The sequence below is a fragment of the Halodesulfovibrio sp. genome (assembly GCF_015482765.1).
Lineage (GTDB): Bacteria > Desulfobacterota > Desulfovibrionia > Desulfovibrionales > Desulfovibrionaceae > Halodesulfovibrio.
In genome coordinates this window covers 24599-40501 of the sequence record NZ_JADMLB010000023.1, presented here as the reverse complement: position 1 = coordinate 40501, position 15903 = coordinate 24599, and the positions used below count along the sequence as shown (strand labels likewise).

The window sequence follows — 15903 nt, the reverse complement described above, 5'->3', positions numbered from 1 at the left end:
GTCTTCTACTCTTTGGCTTTTTCAAGAATAGCGTTATCCCACTTGTATGCAGAGAAGTTAATTTTAAACAGTGTTGAATATAGTACCGGACACAGAATAAGCGTTAGCCCACTGGCAACTGCTAATCCAGAAACCATGAGTACTGCCATTGGTCGCCACATTCCCCCACCGGATACGATTAACGGAACCAGCCCCACAATAGTCGTAATCGTTGTCATAATAATGGGACGTGATCGCTGTAGGCCGGAGAGAACAAGTGCATTTTGTATATCGATATCTTTATTTGAAAGCACATCCACCCTGTCTATCAGCATAATGGCGTTGTTAACAATAATACCGAGAAGACTGATGAGTCCTAGTAAGGGCATAAAGCCGAATGGTTGCCCAGTAAGGATCATCCCCGGTGCAACACCTATCATCATTGGCGGAAGTGTCAGCAGGATAATGAGCGGCTTGCGGACTGAGTTAAATTGTCCGACTAGGACAAGAATTAGTAAACCCATAGCTAATGGCATATTCGCAAAAAGTGCCGCTTGAGCCTTTCTGCTTTCCTCATCTTCACCGCCGATTTCTAGTGTGTAGTTTAATGGCCACTCTTTAGAGTTAACAAGAGCGTCTAGGTCCGGTTGAACTTCTTTTAACACATCTGAAGCATACCGGCCGTATACATCAGCCATTACAGTCATTGTGCGAACTTCATCACGTCTTCGTATGTTAGGTGGTTGCCAAATAAATGATCCATTTGCAACCTGTGCCAGCGGGACACTTCGTTTTTCTGTATAAGAGTAAACATTCATTCCCGGAATCTTATCTGCCCTATCCCGATAATTGTCATTGGAGCGCAGTACTATTGGAATAACGGTGTCACCGTCTCTGTAATCAGAAACAGGAAGTTCAGACATCTGCATTTGCATTGACAGTGCTATGTCCTCGCTATTTAACCCTGCTCTTCGCGCTCTGTCTTGGTTAACCTCAATGACCAATTCTTTTGTCCATTCTCCCCAGTCATCCCAAACGACACTTACGCCGTCTTTACTCTTAAGAATGGCGGCTATTTTATCACGCAGTGTATACAGTTCGCTGATATTGTCTCCAGAAAGGCGCAATTCGATAGAAGCGCCGGCTGGAGGGCCTAGCATCATTTTTTTTAGGCGGAAGCGAGCATCAGGAAAGTTCTCAATAAGCTCTTTTTCTGTCTTATCTAAGAAGCTGTCTAGATGTTCAAAAGAATCAATATTAACTATTAGTGTTGCAAGATTTTCGTTCTGTTGTTCCAGATCTAAAGGCAAATACCACCGTGGGCCACCCGATCCTACGAAGGTTAGTACAGACACGAATTCTTGTTGATCCATAAGGTATTTTTCTAATTTTTCGTATCGTCTTTTCGTTGCACGGATATCGGTACCGTATGGTTGCCAGAAATCAATCATAAATTGTCCACGTTCATTCGGTGGGAAGAAGATGTTGGGCACTGAACGGAATCCCCAAATGGCTAAACAGAACAAGCCGAATACGGTGGTCAATGCCAACGCTCTATTTTTGAGCGCAAAAAGAAGAACCTTGCGGTATACGTTATATGCCGTACCTGCATAGCTTTCTTCATTATGTTGTGGCTTAAGTGTGTAGTAACACATCATGGGAACCATCGTCATAGAGAGAAGCCATGAAGCGACGAGTGTTAATGTGATTACTACGAAAAGCGAAACGCAATATTCACCCGCAGAGCTTGGTGCCAGTGGGATGGGGAGAAAAGCAAAAATTGTAGTTAAACTGGCGGCAAGCAGTGGGAACGAAAGTTCTTTGGCAGTACTGACCACCGCTTCTTTTTGTTCTACACCCTGCCTTAGTTTTACCAAGATACTTTCACTGACAACAACACCGTTATCGACCAATATACCAAGGGCAATGATCATTGCTGCAATGGATATTCGTTCAAGCATTACATCAAAAAGAGGCATGAAGATTAATGCGGTCAGCATTGCCATTGGAACGAGTGTTCCGCATATAAGCCCTACTCTAATACCCGCAAAAAGAAGCATTACTAAAATTACAAAGAAAAAAGCTTGGACAAGGTTTAGTAGAAAGTCGAAAATTGAAGTCTGTACATAGTCCGGTGTATAGATAGCCATTTCCAGATCAAGTCCGGCCGGTAATTCTTTGTTAATGTCGTTTGTAAGCGCAGTTAGCTGTTTGCCTAGTTTAATTATGTTGTTTCCGACCTTCATGCTTACAGCAAGCATAATTGCCGGCTTACCGTTGTACTGCACCATAATAGTCGGAGGGTCGGCAAAACCGTGCTTTACGTCTGCTATATCAGAAAGAGCAACGCTTTCTTTACCGCCCGGAAAGCGTAAAGACATTCGTTTGATATCTTCTACACCTTGGAATTCTCCAGTTGAGCGAATGTTGATGCGTTCTGGATCATCATACACCTGACCGCTTGGTTTAATAATGTTTTGTGACTTGATGACAGATGCCAAAGCAAAAGGACTTAAGCCCAATTCTGCGAAGCGGGCGTTAGAAAATTCAATAAATATTCGCTCTTCTTGTTCGCCCCATAAGTCTACTTTTGAAACTTCGTGGAATCGGAGAATTTTGTTTTTTACTATGTCAGCTTCATCCTTCATTTCTCTGTAGTTGAAACCGTCACTTGTCAGAACAATAAGAAAACCAAATACGTCACCAAACTCATCGTTAACGAACGGAACAGATGCTTCTGGTGGAAGAAGAGGTTTGGCATCATCCACTTTATCCCGTAGTTTTTGCCACGTAGGTTCTACATCTCTGATGCTTTCGTAAATATTAACTTCAATGATTGATAGACCTGTAAAGGACTGGGATTCGAGAAAGTCAATTTCACCCATTTCACGAATTTTTTCTTCAAGCTTATCAGTGACGAGTTCCTCAACTTTTTGTGGAGAAGCACCGGGGAAGGTTGTGGTAACAACAGCAGTTCGAACAATGAAGTCCGGATCTTCCTGTCTTGGGATAATAGCTAGAGTGATAAGGCCAGAGACAGCGATTAATACAAAAATGACCATTGATGTAACATTATTGCGAAGACTCCATTCTGTAATATTCATGAGTATCCGTCCTATTGTTCCACAGGTCGTACATGCTGGCCTTCCTGAACACTATGTACCCCTCTTGTTACTACCAGTTCACCAGGTTTAAGACCTGTCGTGACAATAATTCCACCGCGTTCAGTCAATAATGTTTTGACAATACGTCGCTGCAGGGTGTCGTTTTTTGTATCTACAACCCAAACATACTGTTTTCCGTTGGGAAGTCCGGCTATTGCCGCAGATGGAACAACAACATTTTCACCACTGACTGCTTGTTTGAAATTAAATGTTACCTCGCCGACCATCCCGGATCTGATGCGTTTATCTTTTGTGTCAATGGATACTGTTACTGGGAATGTTGAGGTTTCATTTGAGCGTACCCCTACTTCTTTAACTGTTCCCTTTAGCTTGGTGCCTCGAAAGACATCAAAGCGAATAGTAACCTTTTGTCCCAAGGTCACCATCGCAATCAACCTGTCAGGAACCCCCACTTCCATCTCTAGCAATCCCCTTGAGTTCAGAGTTGCTACTGGTTCCCCGATAGCGACGTTTGTATGCACTTCAGCAGGTACTGAGCTGATGGTTCCCGGTTCTGGAACATAAAGGCGAGTGTATGAAAGATTTCGTTCTGCAATGGCAATGCGCTCACGTTGTGCATCAGCCTTTGCTTTCATAGAGTCTAGGTATGAGGCTGCAAGATCATATTCGCTTTGACTGATAACATCTTGTTGAACAAGTTTCTTTTTTCTGTCGTAGTCAAGCTTAGCATTTCGTAATTCGGCTAAAATATCTTGAAGCGAAGCTTTCGCTTCACGCATTTCCAGTTGGAAGTCTGTAGGATCTAGTTCTGCAACGAGATCCCCTGTTTGCATTTTTTCCCCCACATCAGCAGGCAATGAAATGATCATCCCACCGACTCGGAAGGAAAGAATCGTTTCCAGAACATCTTTAGCGGTGCCCGAGGTGGACCACACGCGTGCTTTAAGAGCTTCAGGCACTTTGTGGACAATAACCCTTTTGGGCGGTGCAATTGATTCTTCTTCTGAGCCACATCCTTTTAAAAGCAAGATGGCAAAAATCAGTACTGCTAGTCCCAATATGATTGAGCGGATCCGCATGGTTCACCTTCACGTAGTTAAGATGCTCATTTTTTGTATAGGCAGAAAAATACAATTATCTAAAAATAACAAAGTGCTACCCTTGCAACAACTATATATTCTTTAATATGGGGTAGTTTTTGCGATTATTCTAGACAACTATGATGCAAAAATATGATATGATTAACACTGTCTATTTTGAGATACATAGAAACTCTATGCAGATAGTGGGATTTTTATCTTGTTACTCTATCTGCTCTACTCGTTGAGGAAAATATGGATCCGATAATTCTTTCTATTGCCTTTCTCTTAGGGCTACTTGCAAATCGTATTGGGCTTCCTGCGTTGGTAGGCTTTCTTGTTGCAGGTTTTACTTTGAAAGCTATGGGGTTTACGGCCTCAGAGAATATTCATGAAATAGGCGAGCTTGGTGTCACCCTCCTGCTCTTTACAATTGGTTTAAAGTTAAAAATTAGACAGTTATTTCGACCGGAAATTTGGGCTGTTGGCACTATTCATATGACGATAACAGTCTTATTTATGGGGCTTTGCATACATTTACTGGCATATTCGGGTTTTCATTTCTTTGTAGGTTTGACGATTGAGACCTCACTTTTACTTGGCTTTGCGTTAAGTTTTTCGAGTACCGTTTTTGCTGTGAAAATCATGCAGGAAAACGGATTAACAAACGCCCTTACAGGACGAACGGCTATTGGTATTTTGATTATTCAAGATATTTTAGCTGTTCTCTTTATTACATTTTCAACGGGCAAAACCCCTACACTGTGGGCATTTGGTATTATCGCGCTTCTTCCAGTAATCCGTTTTTTCGCTCGGCTAATCCTAGATTATACCGGGCATGGAGAGTTGCAGGTTCTGTTCGGGATGGCATTAGCACTTGCGGTAGGAGCTGGTTCTTTTGAACTTGTAGGATTAAAGGCAGATTTAGGTGCATTAATTATGGGGATGCTAGTTGCTACGCACCCTAGATCACAGGAGCTTGCTGATTCCTTGCTGAGTATTAAGGATTTTATGCTGCTCGGCTTTTTTTTAAGTATCGGTCTAGCTGGTTTGCCAGATCTTCCGGCATTATTTGTTGCCGCTTTTTTTGTCCTGCTAATACCGCTTAAGAGCATCCTGTTCTTTTTCTTGCTGACACGGTTCAACTTGAGTGCCCGTGCCTCTTTCATCACTGGGATGAATCTAACAAACTATAGTGAATTTGGACTGATCGTCGGTGCCATTGGTGTTTCTAACGGTTGGCTTGATATGAAGTGGCTTGTTGTAATGGCACTTTCTTTGTCTTTATCTTTCCTTGTTTCATCTCCATTAAATGTTCAATCAGAAGAAATGTTTGAAAAATTCAGAGGCTGGCTTACACGTTTTGAAACAGATACATCACATCCAGATGAAGAACATATCTCCTTAGCTATTCCGTGGCAGGTCGTTATTATTGGTATGGGACGGATTGGAACGCAGTCCTATGATGCGTTACGTAATCAACTTGGAAATGTGGTACTGGGAGTCGATGCTGATCAGGAAAAAGTGTACAAGCATAACGCATTGGGACGTGAAGTGATTTATGCTGATATCACAGACGGTGATTTTTGGAGAAGAATGGTCCCCCTTGAGACGGTTGAATTAGGGGTTCTTACAATCCCTAACCTTGACGCAAAACTTTATGCAATGGAGATGGCAAAGCAAAAAGGGTCAACTTCAAAAATTATAGCCATTACAGAGCATGATGATGAAATAACCCCGTTACTTGAAGGTGGTGCTGATTTTGCCTTTAATATTTATGATGAAATTGGTGTGGGGCTTGCTTTAGAAATTAAAAAATATCTTGATGACTTGTCTTGTGATGCCAATGGTTATAGTTAATAGACAGAAATAAGGAATCCCCCTTGCAATATAACGATTGCAAGGGGGATTTTTATTAGGATTTGCACCCACTTTTAACGCAAAGAACTGCTTATAAAGCTAGTTCAACCAACCGGTAATTACTGGGTAGTATTAGCGTGGTGGCGTAATTCTTCAGTTACATTTGTAATGGTCTCAGTCGTTTTTTCGAGTGTTATAATGGTTTGTGTGGCACCATTAATTTCTTCACTGGATTCTGAGACAATATTTTCCATTTTGACAAGTGCAGTGGAAACCTGTGCATACTCATTTGCTTGCCTGTCAGCAGCTTCAGAGATCTGGAGAGAACGATCGTAGGTCGTTTCAGCCCCTGAGGCTATCTCCTTAAAGCGTTCACCTGACTTCTCGGCAAGCTTTGCTGTTTCCGTAATGTCTTGAGCGATTCCATCCATATCTTGAGCGTTAACTTGCGTAGCCTGCTGGATGCCGGAAATGGTGATGTCTACTTTCTTTGTAGCTTCCATCGTTTTTTCAGCAAGCTTCCTTACTTCATCCGCAACAACAGCAAAACCTCTGCCCGCATCCCCTGCTCTTGCAGCTTCAATTGCGGCATTTAATGCAAGTAGGTTTGTTTGATCTGCAATGTCTGAAATAACAACCATTACCTGGTTGATCGATTCCGCCTGACGATCAAGTTGGCTCATTTGCTCCTGCAGCATGTTAGCCTTTTTATGAACGTCTTTGATGGATGAAAGAGATTTTTCAATCATCTGAGAGCCTTCACGGACAGTCTCTAGTTCGTTTTTCCCCTGAGACATGGCCTGATTAGCAAGCTCTTTGATAAGAATAGCGGCCTGATGCAGGTTTTCCATCGCGTGATCGACTTCATTCATTTGATTAGTTTGCTCACTGGATTTGTCACCGACTGTGTTCATGTGACCAGAGAGTACTTCCATCATACCTTTACTTTCTACAGCTGCCTGTTCAAGCATATGAGCTGTACGAATAATTTCATCATATGACGTCTGCAGATTTCGCCTATTTTGCTCTGCTTCACTTTGTGCTTCTGAGGCAGTTTGTGCTTTATTTCTAGCTTCAGATGTAGCTTTTTGTAGATCATTGTGACCGGTTACAAGTTCTTTTGACATAACATTCATTGCAGCTGCGAGTTCAGAGAGCTCATCTGCACCGTCTGTCGGCACATGTACGTCCAATTGTCCGTTGGCAATATCTTTTGCCCCTTTTGTCACGATAGAAAGTGGGCGCAGAATACTTTGGATGATAAACAAGCATAAGAACATGATGCCGATGAGGAATATGCCGAAGCATGTCGCTACAAAGATGATTCTCGGACGGGCAAGACTCATCAGTGTTGTCTTAAATTCTTTTTGATTCTTTTTGATATTGGAAAGATAGATACCTGTTCCAATCCAGATATCTGTACCGTCAATATACTGTGCTGAACCAATTTTAGGCTGAAGTCCTTCACCTGGCTTGTTCCATTCAAAAATAGTGATTCCCCCTCCTGATTTAGCGATGTCCCATAGCTTTCGAATGATATATGTTCCATTCGGCCCTTTTAATTGATCAAGATTTTTTCCAATAAGGGATTTGTTATCTCCATGGGCAACACAAGTAGTTCCCTTGTAAGCATAAAAGTAGCCTGAATTATCTTTTTCAAACCTGATTCGGGTAAATGCTTTTTGAATGATTTTCTGCTGTTCTTCCAACTTCGTTACATTTTCTAGAGAGGAAGCCAGTGAGCTTGCAAGAATGGTCGTTGCGGCAGCAATTTTTTCTTCTTCTTGAACTGTCATCCGCTTGTTAACTTCAATGGAACTTGTGTCCATTAACATGTTTGCAGTTTGCCAGTATTCTACGAGCAATCCACCTAAGGAAATGAGAAGTAGAGCAAATAAGATTTGGATTCGTGTAGCAATTTTAAACTTTCGCAGCATAGATATATCACTTATGTGTTTCGTTAGAAATTCATTATCTAATTTGCAAGTGCGGCATCGGGTACAGTGTGCATTTTGTGCTGCTACAGATGTGCACACGTTTTTATCTTTATAAAAACGTTCTGTCGCAGGCAAAGATGTATGTACTCGCTACCTGTGCAAATTAAGAATACAACATGATGTGCAAATTGAGTGGTGACATCGTGAACAATTTCGATTGAATTGTGCGGGCTGCACAGAGTTTATATTTAGTTCCCCCCCCCTCTCTGATAGCAGTGTGCAAAAAATTGATAATGTTTATCAAATATTGCGCCTAATTTACACTCACCATTCTACCCCTTGGATACGTGTTCATTAAAAACGCAAGCATCCTTGTTTCATCGGTGAAGTGTGAATTAAGTTTAATTTTTATAAACAAATGTAGCAATCAAGGTAGATTCTATCCCGTTTAGATTTGGTTAATGAAAAAATAAGTACGCTTTTGTTAATAAAAAAGGCCATCAGAACACTCTGATGGCCTTTTTGCTATTTAATTCATTTCATTATTTTACGTAAGCACAAGGTTGAATTTCGTACTCCGTTGAAAACAAAGGCGATGATATAAGAAAATCTGCTGAAGATCTGTTACTTGCGGTTGGTATGTTATACAGAACCGCAAGTCTAAGCAGTGCTTTTACATCAACATCGTGAGGTTGAGGTTCCATTGGATCCCAGAAGAAGATAAGTACATCGATCTTACCATCTGCGATTAGTCCCCCTAACTGCTGGTCTCCTCCAAGAGGCCCCGACTTCATTTTATTAACCCCGTCAAAAATTGTATCTTTGGGGGATACATCTTTTTCTTTCAACATCTTCTCAACAAGCCCGCCAGTAGTTCCTGTAGCGTAGAGATGATGTTGAAGAAGAATATCTGAGTGGCAGTCAACAAATTCGAGCATAGTTTTTTTGCAGTTATCATGAGCAACAATGGCAATATTTTTTGTCAATTCCATAAGTTCTCAATCCTCTCGGGTTATATGATATGAAAATTGTTGCGTTACACACAATATTTTCGTTTTTCTTAAAACAAACAATAGATAAACACTGTTACAGGGATGTGAAGATAGTTCTTTTCCCGCAACTAGAAGCTGTATCGAATTTTGATGCTAAAACAGCTAATGACTCGACTACGTTAGATGAGTATTAGTCAGGTAGAGACTGATTCTTTTTCCGGTATTATTAACTTGGGCTTTTATCGTTTAAAAATAAAGTTATACGCCAAGTGGATAGGTTATTTTTCTATTGTTTAATCTATTAAATTACACTGTTAGGCTCAGCTTTACTTTTTCAGAGCCTATTATCAAGGAATAGTTTTTCTCGTCATCGTCATATAACTTATTACTGTCCCAAAACTGGGAATATTTTCTTAAGGGAGGATGCATGGATCACCACTCTAGACTACGCGACTCTGTTGTTACTATCGCTTGTATTTTGATAATTCTATTCGCAACTCGATATGCTCAAGGTATCGTTATTCCCTTCCTTTTATCTATGTTTATTACCATTGTTGTTACTGTTCCAGTTGGATGGCTTAGAAAATGTGGACTATCGCATTTTCTAGCTGTGGTCACAGTGGTTATCATCGCGTTATTCTTAGAAGTTGGGGTTGCCCTTTTTCTTGGCAAATCAGCAACTCAGTTCAGTCAGGCGATTCCAAAATATCAGGAACAACTTTCAGGTGTTATGAGCAGTGTGGATATCTGGATGAAGAATCATAATATTGATCTACTTGATTCAGGTATTTCAGAAGTTTTAAATCCCAATGTCGTGTTGAGTTTTGCAAACTCTTTCATAACAGGACTCGGGCGGGTGTTAAGCAATGTCGCTCTTATCATGTTTACTGTTTTTTTCATGCTTCTGGAGTCACATTACCTTCCACTCAAGCTACAATCCATTGACAAAGCAGAAAAAAGTTCTTTGCTCGAAAAGTGCTCTTTCATTCTTGAAAGCACAAAGCAGTATATTTCTTTAAAAGCCTTAACAAGCCTTGCTACTGGGCTTTTTATTACTGTTGGGCTTACTATTGTTGGGCTTGATTTTGCTCCACTATGGGGTTTTCTTGCATTTTTGCTTAACTTTATTCCTAATATTGGATCAGTAATCGCTGCTGCTCCGGCTGTGCTTTTGGCTGGATTACAACTTGGCTCATTTGAAGTTGTTAGTGTTATCGCTATTTATCTGACTGTGAATATTGTTATTGGAAATATGGTTGAGCCTGCGTTGATGGGGCAACGTGTTGGCTTATCGACTCTTGCTGTCTTTTTATCGTTAATTTTTTGGGGTTGGTTACTCGGTCCGGTTGGAATGCTCTTATCTGTGCCGTTAACCATGACAATTAAGTACGGTGCTGAAGCCTATACACAGACAAGGTGGATAGCAGTCCTTTTGGGTTCTGCCCCATCAGAAGTTACTTCTGAGGAGCATGAAGAACACGAAGCATAACCTCTTAAAAGGAAACACACTAATGACACACGATGAATTGCAACACGAGATTGATCATTTACGAACACAGCTGGCAATTTGCGAAGCAAAGAAAGCAGCACGTGATCAAAAGGCGCAGGAGTCGGTAACTGCTGTGCATCAAGAGCCTAAACGGTTTTCCAAAGAATACATACGTTCTCATCTACCGGATAGAGAGCAATTAAGTCACACATTGAATGAAGTGGCCCAGACGGTTAACAAAGAGCTTAAGAAAAATCACGCCGTGACGGCAGCAGCTACATTTGTGGTAGGCGTTATTGTTGGCCGGTTAATTTCAAAATAGGAATACAATATGGCTGATACAATGAACAAACTCCACATTTTGCTCCGGTCGGAACTTGCACTGCTTCGTTTACAGGTAAAACGGATGGCTGCTCAGACTGCATGTAAAATTGTAGCAGCCATTTTTGCTCTGCTTGCAATAGGGATGTTCACTTTTGCCAGCTATCTTGGTTTAGCAAAGGTCTTTGGGCCGACAATGGCAGCATTTCAAGTTGCCCTTATTGATGCTTTTCTTGCCGTCATACTGCTTATTGTTTCGCAAAAAATAAGCAACAATGCAGAACAGGAAAAAATGATACTTGAAGTGCGTGAAATTGCCGCGAAAGGACTTAGTGCTGATCTGGATAAAGTTAAGACGGACGTTGAAGAACTCTCAGATGATGTACGACAGATTTATGGAAATGTAGCTGCTGTAATAAGTGGTTCGTCCTCAGTCATAAGCAGCGTTTTGCCAATTTTAGGCTTATTGGCTTCTACTTCTCAGAAAGGAAAGCACAAAAAGCAATGAGCAATGGCAATGAAATGATAAAAAGAGCGTGCTGCTAAGGCAACACGCTCTTTTTATTGATTACATCATTTTGCGAATACGTTCATATCCAGCCTTAAGTTCATCAGCTGCAGCTCCAAGTGCTGTACCGGTTTTTTTCGCTGTTTCCCCGGCCTCTTTTGCTACGGGTTTGTATTTAACGACAAAGGAGTTCCAGTCTTTTTCAAGACGTTCTAATTCGGTTTTTACTTCAGCCTTTCCCAAATGAGCTTTAAGGGCAATTTCATCGCGGAGCTGTTCAATTTGAGCTTTCTTTTCTGCAAGAACTTTTTTTACATCTTCCATGACCTTGTCTCCTTATTTTTCTGTTCAAAATGTAAGGCGTATAGAATTTTCTGATAAGGCGAGATCTATTTACCGTATGGTAATGTTTTTAAGTTATTATTAATTACCATATCCATACCTGAGAAATGTTTTTGTATATAATGTTATCCAACAGAATCCCTTGTCTTTACACTCTAAAATAGACAATGTTTATACATCAAACATTAATTATGCTTGACCTGCAAGCATTGTTAGAAGAAATCTCTTTAAAAATATTTTAACACAGCCAATCTCATAGTTTTTCTCGATTGAACAACATTCTTGTTGGGTGCCATATGTAGCAACCCAGCATTTTTTAAGAATAACAACACGTTTATTTAGGATATATGCACATGCTGTTACCATTTTTTGCAGTAGTTGCAGGCTTAGTACTTCTTGTATGGAGTGCAGACCGTTTTGTGGACGGAGCTGCAGCAACTGCTCGGCATTTTGGTATGCCTCCGTTATTAATTGGAATGGTCATTGTTGGTTTCGGTACTTCGGCTCCTGAGATGGTTGTTTCGGCTCTTGCCGCGCTACAGGGAAATCCGGGAATTGCTCTTGGTAATGCGTATGGTTCCAACATTACCAACATCGCATTAATTCTAGGCGTAACAGCGCTGCTTAGCCCTATTACGTTTCATTCTCAGGTGCTTCGTAAAGAACTCCCTATCCTGTCGGGTGTTACTTTGTTTGCCGGATGGCAATTATGGAGCGGGAACATTACAAGAATCGATGCTTTTTTATTACTTCTACTTTTTTCTGTTCTCATGGGGTGGACCATAAAGCAAGGGATGCAAAAAAAAGATGATGCCCTTGGAGCTGAGATTGAGGAACAACTTCATGAGCAAAAGCAATCACTTTCCAATGCGTTGTTTTGGCTGATAGCCGGTTTACTTTTGCTTATTGTAAGTTCTAGAATTCTTGTATGGGGTTCTGTTGAAATAGCTCACTACTTTGGAGTAAGTGACCTGATTATTGGTTTGACAGTTGTTGCAATTGGTACTTCTTTGCCAGAACTGGCCTCTTCATTGCTTGCAGTTCGAAAAGGTGAACATGACATTGCTCTTGGTAATGTCCTTGGTTCAAACCTTTTTAACACGCTTGCTGTAGTCGGGATTGCAGGCGTCATCCATCCAATGGATGTCGCTCCTGAAGTTTTTTTACGTGATTTTGTTGTGATGGCAGTATTGACAGTTTCTCTTTTTCTTATCGGGTACGGCCTTCGAGGGCAGGGGCGAATTAATCGGCTAGAAGGCTTATTGCTCCTTTTGTCCTATGTAGGTTATACCTACTATTTACTTACTACAGCATTTTAAGAATTCAAATCAAGTACGTAAAAAGGCAGCTGCAGATGCAGCTGCCTTTTTACGTATGGTAAAGAAATATAACCTATAAGAATTAGTTGTTACCCAGATCTGACCAGCTGCGGATTTTTGCTATTTCATCAGGTGAGATATGTAATGACTCCAAAAAAGCCTGATGACTTTCTGGTTCCATTTTTTCGAACTGTGCATGCCATCTTTTCATATCTCTTTCTGTTAATCCTGCTGCCTTCATAATTTGACTCCATTGTTCTTTGTTAAAAATTTTTCCATGAAGTGTTTCAACGGAGCCTAAAAGTGTTGTAATTGCTCTTTGCTGCAAACGTAATTTTTGTATCTCGCGTTCCAATGCTAAAAATTGCTCTGACAGTATCTGTTCTTGAACCAATTGATCTTTTTGCCGTAGTAAATCTGCAATTTTTGCTATTGGTAGACCAAGTGAGCGATACGCCAATATCAACTCAAGAATGTCTACTTGTTCACTATTATACCATCGGTACCCATTTGCTGAGCGTTTTGAAGGCAACAGTAACCCTGCTCTTTCATAATAGAGAATCGTTGACCGCGAGATGTTAAACTTTTTGCCAAGTCGAGATATTGTTAGCATGGTTATTATCGTTTAAGAGAAAATTAAAAGTTAGTTAGCTTCGTTTTGTCGTATTAAAATAAGCAGTAAGAAGCTGTTCCCATTCATCTATAAATTTTTCGTATTCTTCTGAAGTAAACGTATGTATAAACTTTCGCCCTTCATCGCTAATACCAATATATTCGTAGGTTACCGATATTTCAGTGATTGAGTTAGATAGTGCACTACAGCTAACAGAGATGATTCCAACTTTTTGTTCTGGTTCTACTTTGTAAAATTGGATCACATGCTGTTCAGGATCGTAGCGTTTGACAATCCAGATCGCCTTGGTTGTCGAATGATCATGATTGGTAGTTAAGAATACATAGTTTTCATGCAATTCATTTGATTCTATAATATTTTCGTAATCCCAATTAGGTACCCATTTTGTTTCTCCTTCTGCACTGAATAGTGGGAAAACCATTTCTATCGGTTCATTAAGTGTAAAGCTTTTTGTATGGGTGATGTTAAGCATGTTGATACTCCTGTCGATTGTCTTTTGATTTGATACTATTTGAGTATCAACCCGACACCTGTAGACAGGTCAAATAATTTTGTGCTGTGGCATGTTTTTTTAACTAAATCTCAAGTGGTTATTGTTATTTTTAACTGAAAAAGCATATGGCTTGTTGACAGTAATAATTATCGATAATATATAAAGTCAACGGGGGACGTATGAACGCAAAGCGAATTAATAAAGAATCTCTTAAAGAACAGGTTAGAAATATTCTTTACGATAAAATCGTATCAGGAGAATTTTCACCTAATGAACGCCTGAAGATTATCCCTATTGCTAAAGCACTGGACGTGAGTCAGGCACCGGTTCGAGAAGCGATACAGTGTCTAATAACAAGTGGACATTTGGAACATATCCCCAATGTCGGGGTTCGTGTTAAAGAGTTTACTAAAACTGAAATACAGGAAACATATAAGGTTCGCGAGGCTCTTGAAATCGCCTCTTTGAAGGACTGTAAGGATGAACCTCAGGTTGTAGCTGAAAATTTAGAGCGAGCGTTAAAGCGAATGCAGTCCGCTTGTGCCCAAGAGAATGTTCAAGGATATATCACGCATAACAACACATTTCATCGCTGTTTGGTTCAAGCCAGTAAGAATGGAAAAATGCTTGAAGTTTGGGAATCTCTGCATCTCCCGTTGTACATGAAGCAAACGTTAAACGGACTTGATATTTCTTTAGATGATGCCCTTCCCTTACATGAACCCATTATTACGGCGTTAAAAAATAACAACGTTGAGCAGGCTATTAAGGCTTTAGAAGCTCACTATTTCTTTGTTTAAAAGGACGTTTTTTGAGATAAATTATCGATAATATATAATCGAAGGAAGCACGTTGATGGAAATAAGAATTATTGCAGACATTACCGCTGCCAAAGGATTTGAAGAAGAACTTAGAGAGCAGCTTTTATCGTTGGCGGTTGAATCAATAAAAGAGGCAGGCTGCATTACATATACAGTCCATTGTGATACAGAAAGAAGCGACCGCTTTTTTATTTATGAAGTATGGCAGAATGCAGAGAAGCTGGAAGAACACAAAGAGTCTGTGCATTTTCAGAATTTTCTTTCAGTATCGGAAAAAACACTTGCTAATCTCGATGTACATTTAATCGATGCTCTAAATTAAGCTGGAGAATATCATGAAAAAAAATGAAATATTAGATGCTTTTTTGTTCCGTCATGCATGCAAAGAATTCGATTCAACAAGAAATATTGCACAGGATGACTTTGAATTTATCTTAGAAACCGGAAGGCTTTCTCCAAGTTCATTTGGTTTTGAACCGTGGCATTTCCTTATTCTTCAGAACAAAGAGTTACTAGAAAAATTTATTCCTTTTAGCTGGGGTGCACAACGCCAGTTTAAAACTGCAAGCCATGTAATTTTTACTCTTGTTAAGAAACCTTTTTTTATGCGCCATGACAGTGAATATATTCAAGACTTCATGCGCTCTGTTCAGAAGCTTCCAGAAGATGTTGTTGAAATGAAAAGTAATTTCTTTAGAAAATTTCAGGAATCTGATTTTAAGCTATTCGAATCTGAGCGCGCCATGACCGATTGGGCTGCCCATCAGACGTACATCCCTCTCGCAAATATGATGACTGCCGCTGCCATGATCGGAATCGACAGCTGCCCTATCGAAGGATTTGATCGTGAACAATTCGATGCAATGCTTGCGGGTGAGTGCAATGTTGATCTCGATAAGTATACCATCGGACATGCATGCGCACTTGGGTACAGAAAAGCTGATCCTCGAGGAAAAACTCGACAGCCTATAACTTCCATTACGACTTGGATTTCATAGGAGGCT

General features: G+C 40.4%; 15 protein-coding genes. 8 read left to right on the top strand and 7 right to left on the bottom strand.

Going from position 1 to position 15903, the window contains the following annotated elements; translation table 11 throughout:
- Positions 1–5: 5 nt before the first annotated feature.
- Positions 6–3083, bottom strand: a complete 3078-nt coding sequence (locus QZY95_RS04115; protein ID WP_290919646.1) for an efflux RND transporter permease subunit — start codon at positions 3081–3083, stop codon at positions 6–8.
- Between the two features lie 11 nt (positions 3084–3094).
- Positions 3095–4183 (bottom strand): efflux RND transporter periplasmic adaptor subunit, encoded by a 1089-nt coding sequence (locus QZY95_RS04110; RefSeq protein ID WP_290919644.1) that lies wholly within the window; start codon positions 4181–4183, stop codon positions 3095–3097.
- Positions 4184–4438: 255 nt separating this feature from the next.
- Between QZY95_RS04110 and QZY95_RS04105 the strand changes: the two genes are divergently transcribed.
- Positions 4439–6043 (top strand): cation:proton antiporter family protein, encoded by a 1605-nt coding sequence (locus tag QZY95_RS04105; protein ID WP_290919642.1) that lies wholly within the window; start codon positions 4439–4441, stop codon positions 6041–6043.
- Between the two features lie 119 nt (positions 6044–6162).
- On the opposite strand, the gene QZY95_RS04100 is transcribed toward QZY95_RS04105, so the two are convergent.
- On the bottom strand, positions 6163–7980 hold the full coding sequence (locus QZY95_RS04100; protein WP_290919640.1) for a methyl-accepting chemotaxis protein: 1818 nt from the start codon (positions 7978–7980) through the stop codon (positions 6163–6165).
- Positions 7981–8522: 542 nt separating this feature from the next.
- Positions 8523–8972: a methylglyoxal synthase gene (locus QZY95_RS04095; protein ID WP_290919638.1), complete on the bottom strand. Its 450-nt coding sequence runs from the start codon at positions 8970–8972 to the stop codon at positions 8523–8525.
- A 427-nt stretch (positions 8973–9399) separates the two neighbouring features.
- On the opposite strand from QZY95_RS04095, the gene QZY95_RS04090 reads away from it, so the two are divergent.
- The 3 genes from QZY95_RS04090 to QZY95_RS04080 are packed head-to-tail and all read left to right on the top strand — an operon-like array spanning position 9400 to position 11290.
- Complete coding sequence (locus QZY95_RS04090) at positions 9400–10461, top strand: AI-2E family transporter (protein ID WP_290919636.1); 1062 nt, start codon at positions 9400–9402, stop codon at positions 10459–10461.
- A gap of 22 nt (positions 10462–10483) precedes the next feature.
- A complete protein-coding gene (locus QZY95_RS04085) occupies positions 10484–10783 on the top strand; it encodes a hypothetical protein (RefSeq protein ID WP_290919634.1) in 300 nt (99 codons plus the stop codon).
- 9 nt (positions 10784–10792) lie between these two features.
- On the top strand, positions 10793–11290 hold the full coding sequence (locus tag QZY95_RS04080; protein ID WP_290919632.1) for a phage holin family protein: 498 nt from the start codon (positions 10793–10795) through the stop codon (positions 11288–11290).
- A gap of 60 nt (positions 11291–11350) precedes the next feature.
- On the opposite strand, the gene QZY95_RS04075 is transcribed toward QZY95_RS04080, so the two are convergent.
- Positions 11351–11614: a hypothetical protein gene (locus tag QZY95_RS04075; RefSeq protein ID WP_290919630.1), complete on the bottom strand. Its 264-nt coding sequence runs from the start codon at positions 11612–11614 to the stop codon at positions 11351–11353.
- Positions 11615–11985: 371 nt separating this feature from the next.
- Between QZY95_RS04075 and QZY95_RS04070 the strand changes: the two genes are divergently transcribed.
- Entirely contained in the window at positions 11986–12951 is a 966-nt protein-coding gene (locus QZY95_RS04070; protein WP_290919628.1) for a calcium/sodium antiporter, read from the top strand.
- A gap of 82 nt (positions 12952–13033) precedes the next feature.
- Here QZY95_RS04070 and QZY95_RS04065 read toward each other — a convergent pair whose 3' ends face one another.
- Both QZY95_RS04065 and QZY95_RS04060 read right to left on the bottom strand, forming a co-directional pair.
- Positions 13034–13564, bottom strand: coding sequence for a MerR family transcriptional regulator (locus QZY95_RS04065; protein ID WP_290919626.1), 531 nt, complete (start codon positions 13562–13564; stop codon positions 13034–13036).
- Positions 13565–13598: 34 nt separating this feature from the next.
- Complete coding sequence (locus QZY95_RS04060; protein ID WP_290919624.1) at positions 13599–14057, bottom strand: hypothetical protein; 459 nt, start codon at positions 14055–14057, stop codon at positions 13599–13601.
- Positions 14058–14257: 200 nt separating this feature from the next.
- Here QZY95_RS04060 and QZY95_RS04055 point away from each other — a divergent pair, with 200 nt between their 5' ends.
- Genes QZY95_RS04055 through QZY95_RS04045 form a run of 3 tightly spaced genes read left to right on the top strand, consistent with a single transcriptional unit; the run spans position 14258 to position 15897 of the window.
- A complete protein-coding gene (locus QZY95_RS04055) occupies positions 14258–14878 on the top strand; it encodes a GntR family transcriptional regulator (RefSeq protein ID WP_290919622.1) in 621 nt (206 codons plus the stop codon).
- A gap of 55 nt (positions 14879–14933) precedes the next feature.
- The gene (locus QZY95_RS04050) at positions 14934–15221 is read left to right on the top strand and encodes a putative quinol monooxygenase (RefSeq protein ID WP_290919620.1); all 288 of its coding nucleotides are present in this window, start codon (positions 14934–14936) and stop codon (positions 15219–15221) included.
- 13 nt (positions 15222–15234) lie between these two features.
- Positions 15235–15897 carry an NAD(P)H-dependent oxidoreductase gene (locus tag QZY95_RS04045; protein ID WP_290919618.1) on the top strand — a complete coding sequence of 221 codons (663 nt, stop codon included), beginning with the start codon at positions 15235–15237 and terminating at the stop codon, positions 15895–15897.
- Positions 15898–15903: the final 6 nt, after the last annotated feature.

Excerpts from the sequence above, each read along its gene's own strand:
- QZY95_RS04115 (WP_290919646.1), bottom strand. The coding sequence starts at position 3,083 with ATGAATATTACAGAATGGAGTCTTCGCAATAATGTTACATCAATGGTC.
- QZY95_RS04110 (WP_290919644.1), bottom strand. The coding sequence starts at position 4,183 with ATGCGGATCCGCTCAATCATATTGGGACTAGCAGTACTGATTTTTGCC.
- QZY95_RS04105 (WP_290919642.1), top strand. The coding sequence starts at position 4,439 with ATGGATCCGATAATTCTTTCTATTGCCTTTCTCTTAGGGCTACTTGCA.
- QZY95_RS04100 (WP_290919640.1), bottom strand. The coding sequence starts at position 7,980 with ATGCTGCGAAAGTTTAAAATTGCTACACGAATCCAAATCTTATTTGCT.
- QZY95_RS04095 (WP_290919638.1), bottom strand. The coding sequence starts at position 8,972 with ATGGAATTGACAAAAAATATTGCCATTGTTGCTCATGATAACTGCAAA.
- QZY95_RS04090 (WP_290919636.1), top strand. The coding sequence starts at position 9,400 with ATGGATCACCACTCTAGACTACGCGACTCTGTTGTTACTATCGCTTGT.
- QZY95_RS04085 (WP_290919634.1), top strand. The coding sequence starts at position 10,484 with ATGACACACGATGAATTGCAACACGAGATTGATCATTTACGAACACAG.
- QZY95_RS04080 (WP_290919632.1), top strand. The coding sequence starts at position 10,793 with ATGGCTGATACAATGAACAAACTCCACATTTTGCTCCGGTCGGAACTT.
- QZY95_RS04075 (WP_290919630.1), bottom strand. The coding sequence starts at position 11,614 with ATGGAAGATGTAAAAAAAGTTCTTGCAGAAAAGAAAGCTCAAATTGAA.
- QZY95_RS04070 (WP_290919628.1), top strand. The coding sequence starts at position 11,986 with ATGCTGTTACCATTTTTTGCAGTAGTTGCAGGCTTAGTACTTCTTGTA.
- QZY95_RS04065 (WP_290919626.1), bottom strand. The coding sequence starts at position 13,564 with ATGCTAACAATATCTCGACTTGGCAAAAAGTTTAACATCTCGCGGTCA.
- QZY95_RS04060 (WP_290919624.1), bottom strand. The coding sequence starts at position 14,057 with ATGCTTAACATCACCCATACAAAAAGCTTTACACTTAATGAACCGATA.
- QZY95_RS04055 (WP_290919622.1), top strand. The coding sequence starts at position 14,258 with ATGAACGCAAAGCGAATTAATAAAGAATCTCTTAAAGAACAGGTTAGA.
- QZY95_RS04050 (WP_290919620.1), top strand. The coding sequence starts at position 14,934 with ATGGAAATAAGAATTATTGCAGACATTACCGCTGCCAAAGGATTTGAA.
- QZY95_RS04045 (WP_290919618.1), top strand. The coding sequence starts at position 15,235 with ATGAAAAAAAATGAAATATTAGATGCTTTTTTGTTCCGTCATGCATGC.